Consider the following 12,932-nt stretch of genomic DNA (forward strand, 5'->3'; position numbering starts at 1 on the left):
ACTATTATTTCCATAAACCACTAATTTTATAGAATTAATAGTCATTAAATAGTAAAATAAAAGTAATGAATAGGAAATTAAAAGAGTTACTTAAAGAAAGGACTCATATTAAAATTTATAGTGGATGTAAAGGAAAGTGTTTTTTGGTAGAAGAATTAATTTGCTACTACATTGACTGACAGGATGATAGTGAAAATATTAATTATATAATTTAGCTATATCTTAAAATAAAAAAACAATCTCATATTTACAGTCCAGATACTGAAGACTTTAAAAGCTGAATTTACTTAAGGAGTGTTTTTCAGTGAAAAACAAAAATTTAGCCCTAACAAATGGGATTGTAGGACTAGCTGGAGGTATCGTTTTACTTTTTGGTGTTTGGTTTATGGTTGCCGGAGCCATGGTGGATGTCGGCAATAATTCGGATAGCGCAATAACATTCAGTATAATTACTATCTTGCTATACATCATAAAAATAGCAATTTTGGTTTTAGGAATTGTTGGAGCCATCTATTATAAGGGAACTGAGCAAGTTAAAACTTCATCAAATGTACTCTTAATAGTTGGTGGAGCCATTTCGTTAATTCCTGCTTTAGGCTGGGTAGGTGGAATCTTAGCCATCATCGGGGGTTCAATCTACTTAGCTAATTTAAAGAATTTTAAAAGGGAATACAAAAATGAAACTAAATAAATTATTGTTAGCAAGTACCACCCTTTTGTTAGCTTTAGGAGTTACAGCTTGTGGAAATACAGGAAATTCCACAAAAACATCTACTTCACAATCAAGTAGTAAAAATGAAATAATTTCACAAAATAAAGAATTGAGACAAAAATTCAATAAAATCAAGGTCGGTGATTTGGCTCAAGAAGGTCAGGGAGGTTCAACCCTCACCAATGTAGAAAAACTATTAGGTGTTCCCTCTTCAACCTCCTCAAGTACAACAAATGGCATAAAAGTTAAAGATGAAACTTTTGTTAAAGGAAACGTTACTATTGTAATTCAAACAATTAACAATAATGTTGTATCAAAAGATATTAGTGGATTTAAATTTTCTAGTCGTCCAACTAAAATTACTTTAGCTACTTTCAATAAAGTAAAAGATGGATCTTCATACGAAACTATCGTAAAGCAATTTGGCGAACCTGACAGTTTAAATGAATCATTAATTATGGGTACAAAGAATTTAACTGGTACTTGGCTTACAGGCGTCAAGGGAGATGCCACAGCGAGTGCTACCTTCGTTTTTAATAATAATAGATTAGAATCCAAAAATCAGACAGATTTAAAATAAAGAAAGAGTTTTTGAAAAACTCCCTAGACTAAAAATTAAGAGTAAGAATTCTATTTTTAGAAATCTTACTCTTTTTTGTACCTTTTTTTGTACCTTCTATTAATGAACTTATCAAGCCCCAAAATATCTACTAAACCAAGCGTTCCAATCTTTTTAAACTTAATTTTGTCACTATTTAAAGTATACGTCTCACCAGTATCAATGTACGATTGTTTTACTAATCCAGCTGAAACTAAATCTTGTATTTTATAATACTTTTCTTTAATAAATTGAGATTTATTTTCATACTGCGTCGTAATCTTAAATACCCTAACTTCTTTTTTATTAACTTTTACAATTAAAACTGGTCTGTGCTTACCATCATTTTTCCATGATACATAAGCTATGTATATTTCATTACTCTTCATCAAAGAACTCCGCAATTTCTTCATCTGTTTCTATCTTTTTATTTGGTAGACGCATTGCAGCTTCTTTGATTCTCATAGTTGCTATTTGTTCAGGAGTCAAGGAAAAACTCAAAGGAATCTTGCCTGTTGCAACAATCTCTCTATACAAAGTATTAATTACAGCGGTTGGAGTTATTCCGATTTCGTTCATTACATTTTCTGCATCTTCTGCAATTTCTCTATCCACATTTACTTGAACTTTTTTAACTTCCATAATAATCTCCTTTAATAAATATCATTTTATATCTGTATTATACTATAAAATGATTATAATGTGATACTAAAAAGATAAATTCAATAATATTAGTAAACACTGGGCGACTCCTCTACAAATTTTTACCTTTTATAAAATTTAAAACCAAATTAACAAAAAAAGAGGCTACCTTTAATCAAAGGTAACCTCTTTAAAATGCCGTTGTTACTTGTTTCTTTCAACATTTAATTTATTAATTTGACGTAATACATCGACGGCTTTCCACATACTTTCTAAAACAGTGTATTCAAAACGACCATGCATATTTTCTTCACCTGCAAAAAGATTTGGAGTTGGGAGTCCCATGTAGGTTAATTGAGAACCATCTGTACCCCCGCGAACAGGATCTTCGTTTATTGTTAAACCTTCTGCTTTATAAGCCTCCCTTGCCAAATCAACAATCTCCATATGCTTCTTCAGTTCATCAGCCATATTATAGTATTGATCCCACATCTTCAACTTAATTCTTTCACTGCCAAGCTCTTCATTCATCTTCTTAACAATGCTTTTAACCAAGTTCTTACGTTCTTCAAGCCCTTGTCGTTCAAAATCACGAATAATGTAATCTAAATGAGCACTGTCAACTGTTCCTTCAAAATTCATTAAATGGAAAAATCCCTCTTTTCCATCAGTTTTTTCGGGTACTTCATTCTGAGGTAAAGAATTTTGAAAATCAATTCCGACTTGAATTGCATTAATCATTTGTCCTTTTGCTACAGCTGGGTGTACGTTAACCCCTTGAATATCTAAACTAAATTGAGCAGCAGAAAAAGTTCCCCAATCTAATTTACCCGGCGCTTCGCCATCAACAGTATATGCAAAATCTGCATTAAATTCATCTACATCAAAATGTTGTGCTCCAGTACCAATTTCTTCATCTGGAGTGAAAGCAATTCTAATTTCACCATGTTTTTCTTCTGGATGAGTCATCAAATATTCCGCAAAAGTCATAATTTCAGAAATTCCACATTTGTCATCCCCACCAAGTAAAGTATCACCTGATGCTGAGATGATAGTTTGACCCTTGTAGTTTTTTAAATGAGGAAAAACTTCTGGATCTAAATAAAATTCTGATTCCCCTAAACGGATCTTAGATTTTCCATCATAATTTTTAGTAATTTGAGGTTTAACATTTACTGAATTAAAATCTGCCGTATCACTATGTGCTAGTAAGCCAAAAACTGGAACTTTATAGTCAATATTTGAAGGAATAGTTGCAATGACACAGCCACTTTTTTCATTGTAGTGAACATCTTTTAGACCTAAGTCCATCAATTCCTTCATTAAAACATCTTTTTGAAAATCTTTTTCTCGTTTGGTAGAGGGAACAGTTGTAGAGTTCTCATCTGAACGTGAATTTATTTGAACGTACTTTAAAAAACGTGGTAAAAGGGTTGGATATTCTGTCATTTTATATTACCTCTTTAAAATAAATCTTGAAATGGATTTGTTGAAACTTCTGAAATAATAACTTCAGTTTTCCAACTTTTCTCTTTATTCCATTTTTCTAATAATTCAGCTACCTTATATTTAAATAGCTTTTCACTATAATGGCCTGGATCCACTACTGTTAAACCTGAAGAAATGATGTCATGACCAACATGATAATAGATATCACCAGTTACAAAGGCATCTACTTCCTCTTCAACAGCACGTTTCCAGAATTTTCCTCCATCTCCACAAATTAATCCGACAGTTGAAATTTCTTTTTCATTACTTGGTGTGATTAGTCGCGCCATTTTTAAATTCATTTTATTTTTAACATAGTAGGCAAAATCATAGGCCGTCATCTTATGGGGTAATTTTCCCTTACGTCCAATTGCAATGCCATCGGCATCAGGAGCAAATGGTTCAATATTTTCTAACCCTAATTCCTCTGCTTCCCATTGAGAAGAACCGTTCTTTGCTTTATCTGAATTCGTATGAATTGAATAAATTGTAATTCCGTTTTTAATAATATTGGCATACATTGCATTTTGCGGATCAGCATAATCTAAATTACGAGCTGGACGAAAAATTACTGGATGATGACTCACAATAAAATCTACATTGTTTTCTACTGCTTCTTCTACTACCTGTGGTCGTACATCAAGCGTAGTCATCACTTTGGTTACTTTCTGACTTAAAGAACCAATTTGAATTCCAACAGGGTCTCCCTTACTAGCAATATCTTCTGGGAAAACTTCTTGTAACTGTTTTACAATATCTCTGACTTGGGTCATTGTTATAATACTTCCTTAATTTCTGCTATTAATTTTTCTGTTTCTTTTATTCTATCATTTGCCTTAACTTTTGCTTTATTGAGATTACTCAATAATTGGGTTTGGTATTTTAACTGATTGGTCCATTTTTTTGTAAAAACTGAATTCTTTTCCTTTAATAATTCCGGACCAAATTGTATCTCCATTTCCGAGAGGGGAACTTTTTTCTCTTGCAAGGTAGCTTTAATTAATTCATAAATGTGGCCACTGACTTCAATAATTTCTTCTTTTACTATCTTATATTGATTATCAACTAGCCAACTTCTAACTCCTGGTTCACCGACATTAGGTTCTAAGATTAAAGTTGGATAGAGTTTCTTTGAATTTTTAGCCTGTTCCAGTAAATCTGTCATCAGCTTTCCACCCATCCCTGCAATTACTATTGTATCTAAATTATCATCATCTGTTAAAGTTTCTAATCCAGATCCTAATCTAGTTTCAATTTTTCCCTGTAATCCAGCTTCAGCAATATCTTTTTTTGCATTTTCAAGCGGCCCTTTAGCAACATCACTAGCAATTGCAAAATCAATCTTTTTTCGTTTAATAAGTTCAATTGGTAAGTACGCATGATCCGTTCCAATATCAGCTAATCTTGCATCCTGATCCACCATTTCTGCTAGATGTCCTAATCTTTCTTCCATATTTTATTTTCCCTTCTACTTGTAAGTCTTCTAATACTAGTTTACTAAAATTTTACAAAAGAAAAAGAAGAAAGAATTTTCTTCTTCCTCCTTTTAACTTAACTATTAATCTAAAAAGTCTCTTAATTGATTTGACCGACTTGGGTGACGTAATTTACGTAAAGCTTTAGCTTCAATCTGACGAATACGTTCACGAGTAACACCAAATACTCGTCCTACTTCTTCCAATGTTCTAGTACGTCCATCATCCAGGCCAAAACGTAAACGCAATACATTTTCTTCACGGTCAGTTAAAGTATCAAGTACTCCTTCCAACTGTTCTTTTAAAAGTTCATATGAAGCATGTTGCTCAGGGCTTGTTGCATCTTTATCTTCGATAAAGTCTCCTAAATGAGAATCATCTTCTTCCCCAATTGGTGTTTCCATTGATACAGGTTCTTGGGCAATTTTCAAAATCTCTCTTACTTTATCTGTTGGCATATCCATTTCAGCACCAATTTCTTCTGGCGTTGGTTCACGCCCCAAATCTTGAAGCAATTGACGTTGAATACGAATTAATTTATTAATTGTTTCTACCATATGAACAGGAATACGAATTGTCCGTGCTTGATCAGCAATTGCACGAGTTATGGCTTGACGAATCCACCAAGTTGCATAAGTAGAAAACTTAAATCCTAATCGATAGTCGAACTTATCTACTGCTTTCATTAATCCCATGTTACCTTCTTGGATTAAATCCAAAAATGACATTCCACGTCCAACATATCTTTTAGCAATTGAAACTACCAAACGTAAATTGGCTTCTGCTAACTCCTGCTTTGCTTCTTCGTCACCATCTTCAATTCTCTTTGCTAATGCAATTTCTTCGTCTGCACTTAAAAGAGAAACACGACCAATTTCCTTTAAGTACATTCTTACTGGATCATTCATTCGAACACTAGATGGAGCTGACATATCTTTTAATTCAGCTTTTTCAACATCTTTTTGTTTCTTTAATGCTAACTTAGAAGGTTCACCCTTTTCATCAACAATTGAGATCCCGTTATCTTCAAATTCTTGAACTAACTGATCAACTGCTTTTCCTTCTAAATGATAAGGAGTAATTAAGCGTGCAGTAAAGTCTGTATCAACGATCTGCTTATCTTTCTTTACTTCTTTGACAACTTCTTTTACTACTTTATCGAGACTTGGTTGTTCTTGAGTTGTAGTCTTTTTTTCTGCCATATTAAAGTAATCCTCCTTCTTTTTCTGTTCTACGTAAATTTATAATTTTTTTTGAGAGTTGCAATACTTTATTATTATCATTCTTTTGAATTGCATCTTCAATTTCTTCTTTTAACTTTTTAAGCTCATTATCTAACTTTTCTGCATTAACTGCTTGGATCAAATCATCAATTTCTTGTTCCAAGGTCTCATCTTCAATTGGTGGCATTTGATTCATTTCAAAATTAGTAACTATTGTACTTAAATTGGTTGGTGATACAAAATCCACAAAACTTTCTACATTAGGATTCTGATGCATTTCTTGAAACTGGAGCCATTGTTCTTCCAAGCGTGCATAACTTTCTACCGGAAATAAGAAATGTTTACTCAAAATTAAATCTCGAGCTTTATTTGAATGGATAAATAAATACAATAATCTATCTAAGACAACATTTTTATCAACTTGTTCTTCAACCGCAGGAGAAGTAACCTGCTCATCATCGAGTCTGCGCGACTGACTAAGGGTATTTCGAAAAATTTTTCTATTTACCCGATTACGTGCAATTTGTTGCCGATTCCACTCTGGTTTTAATAAATCGACAGAAATTTCTGTCTTTTTAGCAATTTCATTAAGGTAGTAGCCTTGTTTTAAAGAATCATCTGTAGCCTGAACAATTAATGAAATTGCCGCTCTGGCAAATTTTTCTTTTTCATTTGTATTAGTAAGATCATACCTTTTAGCAAGCCGGCTCAGCAAAAAATCAATTGCTGGTTGAGCATTACTTAACGCTTGTCGATAAGCTTTGGCACTGTATTTTTTTACATATTCATCTGGGTCCATCCCATCTGGTAAACTTACCACACTTAAGTTGCGTTCATCATTTGAAGATGCATATGGATTTACTTGCTTTTTACTAGCAAACATTTTGATTGCTCGCTCACTTGCATGCACCCCTGCACTATCACCATCATAATTAATGATAATATTTGGAGTTACTTGTTTAATCAGAGAAACCTGACTATCGGTTAAGCTTGTTCCCATCGATGCAATCCCTGTTTTAACTCCTGCTTTATAGGCAGCAATCACATCCATATATCCTTCATATAAAATTAACTGTGACTCATTTTTTTGTTTACTACGGGCTTCTTTTTTAGCCTCAGAAAAATGGAAGAGCAACTTCGATTTATTAAAAATTTTCGTTTCAGGTGAATTCACATACTTAGCTATTTCTTTATTTTCAGAGATTCTTCTCCCTGAAAATCCTACAGTGTATCCAGCCTCATCCCCTAATGGAAACATTAAGCGATCACGAAAGCGATCATATAAAGTCCCATCTTCGCCTTGAACAAAAAGTCCACTTTGACTTAGTAATTGTTCGTCATATTTCTTACTTAAATATTTAAAAAGATCATTTGGTCTTTCTGGTGCATACCCAATCTGGAAATGTTTGATAATTTCATCATCTAAATCACGCTTTTGTGCGTATTGTCGGCCTCGTTCACCTAATTGAGTATCTACTAAAACAAAATTATAAAATTCAGCAGTATCTTTATACATTTGTTTTAAAGGACTTAAAGTATAGGTACGTGACCCTTGTGTTTCAGGTAAAGGAATATTAGCAGTTTGAGCAACTACACGAACACTCTCTGGAAAATTCAAATGTTCTTTTTCCATGATAAACTTGAATACATTTCCACCCTTCCCACATCCAAAACACTTAAAAAATTGCTTTTCTTCATTTACCGTGAAGGAAGGAGTTTTTTCTTGGTGGAAAGGGCATAAACCGATGTAATCTTTGCCCTTTTTTTCTAAAGATACATACTGTCCAATGACATTAACAATATTTACCGAATTTCTTACTTCATTAATTAATTCTTCTGGAATACGGCCTGCCATTGCCTGACTCTTTTCTACTTAATTACTAGTTTACTTAAATCACCCATGCGACTAGCTAAGTCATTTACTTTTTGCAATTGGGTCAAGCGATTATTCTTAACCTTTTCATCTTTATCTAAAATCATATTACTTTCAAAATAATCATTGATAACCGGCTGTAAATCTACAAATCCTTGATATAATTCATCAATTGCTAAATCATCATTTTGTAAATTTTCAACCCCTGCAAAAAGTTCTTTTTCACTATCAGAAGTAAATAAATCTGCATTTACTTCTGAATCGTTAGCTAATTCTGCCTTCTTTAGAATATTGGTAATTCTAGTTAAACTTTCAACAACTGGTTTGAAATCATCATCATCGTGATGCTTTTGAAGGGTTTTAGCAGCTGCTACAATTTGCATTGGATCTTGTTGACTAGAAGCTAACACTGCATCCACAACATCATATTTGTAGTCATTACTTTGTAAAAATTGTTTTACACGGTCACGAATAAAATCAGCAATTTCACTTTCTTGTTCATCTGATTTAGGGAGTTTAGCAGGAGTTTTACCAGAAATTAAAGTAATTATCTCTGGTAAAACCTTTTTAATAGACAGTGACCAATCTTCATTTAGAAGAATTCTAACAATTCCGTAGGCACTTCTTCTTAAAGCATATGGATCATTAGAGGAAGTTGGAATCATCCCTGCCCCAAAGAAGGCAATGATCGTATCTAATTTTTCAGCAATTGACAAAAGTGATCCAACTTCGCTTGTAGGTAATGCTCCCTCTGCACTAATTGGCATGTAGCTTTCTTTAATTGCATTTGCTACAGCTTCATTTTCACCAGCCAATTTAGCATAGTGAGTACCCATGATCCCTTGTAATTCTGCAAATTCTCCTACCATTGAACTCACAAGATCAAACTTGTAAATATCCGCTGCACGATTAAAATCTTTAACCACTTCATCAGATAAATTAAATTGCTTAGCAAGATAATTTCCAATTTCTTTTACTCTTGTCATATGTTCAGACATTGAACCAATTTTATCGTGGAAAGAAACATTAGCTAACTTATCTACAAAATGAGAAAGTGGGTATTTCTTATCTTCATCATAGAAGAATTGTGCATCATCTAAACGAGCAACTAAAACTTTTTCATTACCTGAAATTACGTTATCAAGATATTCGCTGTTCCCATTTCTAACTGAAATAAAGTAGTTAATTAACTTACCATTTTCATCGTATACTTCAAAGTAACGTTGGTTATCTTTCATTGAAGTGATCAAAACTTCATCTGGAATGTTTAAATATTTTTCATCGAAGCTTCCAGCAAAAACAGTTGGATACTCAACTAAGTTAGTAACTTCTTCAAGTAAACTTTTATCTAATTTTACTTTCCAGTTATGATGTGCAGCTAGTTCTTCAATTTGACGGACAATCATTTCTTTACGTTCAGCCGCATTAGCAATTACATATTGACTCTTTAAAGCTTCTTCATAGTCACTAGAATTTGCTAATACTACACTATCTCCTAAGAAACGGTGTCCTTGAGTCTTTCTACCTGCTTCAATATCAAGTAACTTAACTGGTACAACTTCACTGCCAAAAAGTGACACCATCCAATGAATTGGACGTACAAACTCAAAATCACCGCTTGCACCCCAACGCATCTTAGTAGGGAAAGTCATACTTTTAACAATATCACTCATCCCCATCAATATATCACTAGCTTTTTTACCTTCTTTTTGTACGTGTACATAAGCATATTCTGTGCCTTTTAGTTCTTCAAAATAAATATCATCTGTTGTCATTCCCTGACCACGTGCAAAACCTTGGGCTGCTTTTGTCCAGTTTCCATCACTATCTTGTGCAATCTTTTTAGCTGGACCTTTTTTAACCTCATCAATGTTTTCTTGTTGTTCGGCCAAATCTTTTACTAAAATTGTAAGACGGCGTGGAGTTGAAAAAGTCTTAATATCAGTAAAAGATAAACCATTTTCTTTTAAAAATTTTTTTGTTTTATCAGCTAATTGTTTTACACTCTTTGAAACAACATGGGCTGGCATTTCTTCAATACCAACTTCAAATAAGTAATCTTTAGTCATTATTTGCCACCTTTTCTTTGTTTTCTTGATGCTTTAATAGTGGGAAACCACGCTTTTCACGCTCTTCTACAAATCCCTTTGCAGCAAGATGAGCTAAGTTTCTAATTCGTGAAAGGTATCCTGCACGTTCAGTTACAGAAACAGCTCCCCGGGCATCTAACAAGTTAAAAGTATGACTAGACTTTAAAATGTAATCATACGCAGGATGGATCAAGTTCTTACTTAATAGCTGCTTTGCAGTTGCTTCGTAATCATCAAATGCCTTAAGTAATTGCTCTTGATTACTTTCTTCAAAAGCATATTTAGAATGTTCATATTCTGGTTGTTTAAAGATATCACGATATAAAACCCCATCTCCCCATTCAAGGTCAAATACAGAGTTAACATCTTGAATATATGAAGCTAAGCGTTCTACACCATAAGTAATTTCACTCATTGTTGGTTTAACTTCAAGTTCTCCAACTACTTGGAAGTAAGTGAACTGGGAAACTTCCATTCCATCAAGCCATACTTCCCAACCAACACCAGCACATCCCATTGATGGGTTTGCCCAGTTATCTTCAACAAAACGAATATCGTGTTCTAAAGGCTCAATTCCTAACACTCTTAAACTATCTAGATAGTATTGTTGAATTTCCTTTGGCGCTGGTTTCATAACTACCTGAAACTGATGGTGTTGATATAAACGATTAGGGTTATCACCATAGCGACCATCTGCTGGTCGTCTTGAAGGTTCAACGTAACATGCCTTCCAAGGTTCTGGACCAACGGCACGTAAAAAAGTGTATGGACTCATTGTCCCTGCACCTTTTTGTTCATCATATGATGGCATAATCATACAACCTTTAGAGGCCCAGAATTGTTCTAATTTAAAAATCATATTCTGAATATTCAGTTTTTCTGACATATGTATTCTCCTCACATCATAGGCTATAAAAAAAGCCTATGCAAAAATTTGCATAGGGACGATTGGTTCGCGGTTCCACCCTAATTCAGGGAGTATTCTCCCTGCTCTTAATTAATTTGGCTAAAAGGTGCCTTTCCTAGTTGTGCTCTCACTATCCACATTCGCTGTTCTAGTACTTTTTTATCCTTTATAATCGCCAATTATCCGTTTATATATTTTAGCACTAATTGCAAAAAATTACTAGTTCTCTTACCTAGACTTACTTTAAAAGACTTCTAATTCTTGAAGAACCTTTTTAGATTTTAAATTCAAGTCAAGATAATTTTGATAAATTCGATCAATTACGCCTTGAGTCTGTTTTTTTAAATATGGATCAATATTGATTTTCCCAATTCGTTTAATATCTACTAGCATTAAAGTGCGTAGTAAACTTACAAGCTTTGCTGGCAAATTCATTCTTCGCGAAACTTTTTCAAAATGGTCACTACAGATAATGCCTCCCAATTCTAAAGAATAATCAAATTTACCTTGTCTTTTATGACAAATAACACATTCTTCAAAATTCGGCTTTACTCCATAAGCTTCAAGTAACTGCAACTGCACTAATTGAGTAATAATTTGAGGATCTTTACCTAAATCAATTGCCTTTAAAGCTTCCAGAATTAATCCATAAAACTTTCCTACATTTTCATACTCAATAAAAGCATGGCTTATTAAGTCTAAAAGATAGGCAGCTGAGGCATTTTTTATCACATCAAGATATAAATTATCAAATTGATTAGTATTTTTAAAAGTTCTTAGATTACTTATTCCTTTAAAATTTGTATTAATTACGTAAGTTCCATAAGAAAAATTTAAGGTTGCACCACCCAATTTAGATTTATTTTTTAAAGCTCCTTTTACAATTACACTAATAATCCCATACTCTTTAGTAAGCATCTTTAATAAAACACTTGATTCTTGGTATCGTTTCCTTTTAAAAACGATTCCCTCAACTTCAACCAGTTGTTTTACCATTAGCGTAATTCCTTGGAATTATAACCAATTCTATTTAAAAATAGTGGATCTGAACGCCAATTTTTCTGGACTTTCACCCATAGACGTAAATTAACCTTTTCTCCTAATAAATTTTCAATTTCGTGACGAGCGGCTGTCCCAATCTTTTTCAACATTTGACCGCCTTTTCCAATAATAATTCCTTTTTGCCCATCACGTTCTACATAAATTGTAGCTTCCACTTGCAACTTACCATTTTCGTGATCCTTCATTCGATCTACTACAACAGCTGTTGCATGTGGTACTTCCTCTTTAGTTTGGCGTAAAACTTGTTCTCTAATTAATTCAGCCACAATAAAGTACTCCGGACGATCCGTTACTTGATCAGCAGGGTAAAATTGAGGGCCTTCTGGAAGATATTTAGAAATAGTTCTTAATAATTCATCAACGTTATTTCCCTGACTTGCTGAAATTGGAACAATATCTGCAAAATCACCTAAGTGTTTATAAGAATCTAAAATTGGCAATAATTTATCAGGATGAACCGTATCAATCTTATTAATCACTAAAATAACTGGTTTTTTTACCTTAGTTAGCATTTCAGCAATATATTGGTCTCCCTTACCTGCGGGTTCAGGTTCCACCATAAATAAAACTACGTCAACTTCATCTAATGTTGAATAGCTTGATTTGTCCATGAAATCATCTAATTTATTTTTAGGTTTATGAATTCCTGGAGTATCTATAAAAATAATTTGTTCATTTTCATCAGTATAAACTCCTGAAATCTTATTACGAGTTGTTTGTGGTTGAGGGGACATAATGGCTACTTTTTGTCCTACAAGATAGTTTAATAATGTGGACTTCCCAACATTGGGACGGCCAATTAATGCGGCAAAGCCAGATTTAAAATTATTTTTTTCTACCATTTCTATTCTTCTTTCTTTGA

13 protein-coding genes are annotated in these 12,932 nt (G+C 33.3%); 2 read left to right on the plus strand and 11 right to left on the minus strand.

Annotated elements, in window-relative coordinates; translation table 11 throughout:
• Positions 1-304 precede the first annotated feature (304 nt).
• Together FP435_RS04210 and FP435_RS04215 are read left to right on the plus strand one after the other, a co-directional pair.
• Positions 305-691: a hypothetical protein gene (locus tag FP435_RS04210; protein ID WP_265484598.1), complete on the plus strand. Its 387-nt coding sequence runs from the start codon at positions 305-307 to the stop codon at positions 689-691.
• A complete protein-coding gene (locus FP435_RS04215; protein ID WP_265484599.1) occupies positions 678-1,292 on the plus strand; it encodes a DUF3862 domain-containing protein in 615 nt (204 codons plus the stop codon). Before FP435_RS04210 ends, FP435_RS04215 begins: the two co-directional genes overlap by 14 nt.
• Before the next feature lie 65 nt (positions 1,293-1,357).
• Here the strand turns inward: FP435_RS04215 and FP435_RS04220 are convergent, their stop codons facing one another.
• The 11 genes from FP435_RS04220 to era all read right to left on the minus strand — a co-directional run bounded on the left by FP435_RS04220 (position 1,358) and on the right by era (position 12,912).
• Positions 1,358-1,699: a MazF family toxin-antitoxin system gene (locus tag FP435_RS04220; protein WP_265484600.1), complete on the minus strand. Its 342-nt coding sequence runs from the start codon at positions 1,697-1,699 to the stop codon at positions 1,358-1,360.
• Positions 1,689-1,952: a type II toxin-antitoxin system RelB/DinJ family antitoxin gene (locus tag FP435_RS04225; protein WP_265484601.1), complete on the minus strand. Its 264-nt coding sequence runs from the start codon at positions 1,950-1,952 to the stop codon at positions 1,689-1,691. The genes FP435_RS04220 and FP435_RS04225 overlap by 11 nt, the downstream gene beginning before the upstream one ends.
• 204 nt (positions 1,953-2,156) lie before the next feature.
• On the minus strand, positions 2,157-3,401 hold the full coding sequence (gene pepT, locus FP435_RS04230; RefSeq protein ID WP_265484602.1) for a peptidase T: 1,245 nt from the start codon (positions 3,399-3,401) through the stop codon (positions 2,157-2,159).
• A gap of 14 nt (positions 3,402-3,415) precedes the next feature.
• Entirely contained in the window at positions 3,416-4,213 is a 798-nt protein-coding gene (locus FP435_RS04235) for a Nif3-like dinuclear metal center hexameric protein (RefSeq protein ID WP_265484603.1), read from the minus strand.
• Positions 4,214-4,215: 2 nt separating this feature from the next.
• Positions 4,216-4,893, minus strand: coding sequence for a tRNA (adenine(22)-N(1))-methyltransferase (locus FP435_RS04240; RefSeq protein ID WP_265484604.1), 678 nt, complete (start codon positions 4,891-4,893; stop codon positions 4,216-4,218).
• A gap of 105 nt (positions 4,894-4,998) precedes the next feature.
• A complete protein-coding gene (rpoD, locus tag FP435_RS04245) occupies positions 4,999-6,117 on the minus strand; it encodes an RNA polymerase sigma factor RpoD (protein ID WP_265484605.1) in 1,119 nt (372 codons plus the stop codon).
• A 1-nt stretch (position 6,118) separates the two neighbouring features.
• Complete coding sequence (dnaG, locus tag FP435_RS04250; protein WP_265484606.1) at positions 6,119-7,993, minus strand: DNA primase; 1,875 nt, start codon at positions 7,991-7,993, stop codon at positions 6,119-6,121.
• Positions 7,994-8,007: 14 nt separating this feature from the next.
• Positions 8,008-10,080 (minus strand): glycine--tRNA ligase subunit beta, encoded by a 2,073-nt coding sequence (glyS, locus tag FP435_RS04255; RefSeq protein WP_265484607.1) that lies wholly within the window; start codon positions 10,078-10,080, stop codon positions 8,008-8,010.
• Positions 10,073-10,987: a glycine--tRNA ligase subunit alpha gene (gene glyQ, locus FP435_RS04260; RefSeq protein WP_265484608.1), complete on the minus strand. Its 915-nt coding sequence runs from the start codon at positions 10,985-10,987 to the stop codon at positions 10,073-10,075. The genes glyS and glyQ overlap by 8 nt, the downstream gene beginning before the upstream one ends.
• Positions 10,988-11,251: 264 nt before the next feature.
• Positions 11,252-12,004 carry a DNA repair protein RecO gene (recO, locus tag FP435_RS04265; RefSeq protein WP_265484609.1) on the minus strand — a complete coding sequence of 251 codons (753 nt, stop codon included), beginning with the start codon at positions 12,002-12,004 and terminating at the stop codon, positions 11,252-11,254.
• Positions 12,004-12,912 (minus strand): GTPase Era, encoded by a 909-nt coding sequence (era, locus tag FP435_RS04270; protein ID WP_265484610.1) that lies wholly within the window; start codon positions 12,910-12,912, stop codon positions 12,004-12,006. The genes recO and era overlap by 1 nt, the downstream gene beginning before the upstream one ends.
• Positions 12,913-12,932: the final 20 nt, after the last annotated feature.

The sequence above is a fragment of the Lactobacillus sp. PV037 genome, from assembly GCF_014522345.1.
Lineage (GTDB): Bacteria > Bacillota > Bacilli > Lactobacillales > Lactobacillaceae > Lactobacillus.

Coding starts and splice junctions, on each gene's coding strand:
- FP435_RS04215 (WP_265484599.1), top strand. CDS start 678: ATGAAACTAAATAAATTATTGTTAGCAAGTACCACCCTTTTGTTAGCT.
- glyQ (WP_265484608.1), bottom strand. CDS start 10,987: ATGTCAGAAAAACTGAATATTCAGAATATGATTTTTAAATTAGAACAA.
- FP435_RS04220 (WP_265484600.1), bottom strand. CDS start 1,699: ATGAAGAGTAATGAAATATACATAGCTTATGTATCATGGAAAAATGAT.
- glyS (WP_265484607.1), bottom strand. CDS start 10,080: ATGACTAAAGATTACTTATTTGAAGTTGGTATTGAAGAAATGCCAGCC.
- dnaG (WP_265484606.1), bottom strand. CDS start 7,993: ATGGCAGGCCGTATTCCAGAAGAATTAATTAATGAAGTAAGAAATTCG.
- era (WP_265484610.1), bottom strand. CDS start 12,912: ATGGTAGAAAAAAATAATTTTAAATCTGGCTTTGCCGCATTAATTGGC.
- rpoD (WP_265484605.1), bottom strand. CDS start 6,117: ATGGCAGAAAAAAAGACTACAACTCAAGAACAACCAAGTCTCGATAAA.
- recO (WP_265484609.1), bottom strand. CDS start 12,004: ATGGTAAAACAACTGGTTGAAGTTGAGGGAATCGTTTTTAAAAGGAAA.
- FP435_RS04240 (WP_265484604.1), bottom strand. CDS start 4,893: ATGGAAGAAAGATTAGGACATCTAGCAGAAATGGTGGATCAGGATGCA.
- pepT (WP_265484602.1), bottom strand. CDS start 3,401: ATGACAGAATATCCAACCCTTTTACCACGTTTTTTAAAGTACGTTCAA.
- FP435_RS04235 (WP_265484603.1), bottom strand. CDS start 4,213: ATGACCCAAGTCAGAGATATTGTAAAACAGTTACAAGAAGTTTTCCCA.
- FP435_RS04225 (WP_265484601.1), bottom strand. CDS start 1,952: ATGGAAGTTAAAAAAGTTCAAGTAAATGTGGATAGAGAAATTGCAGAA.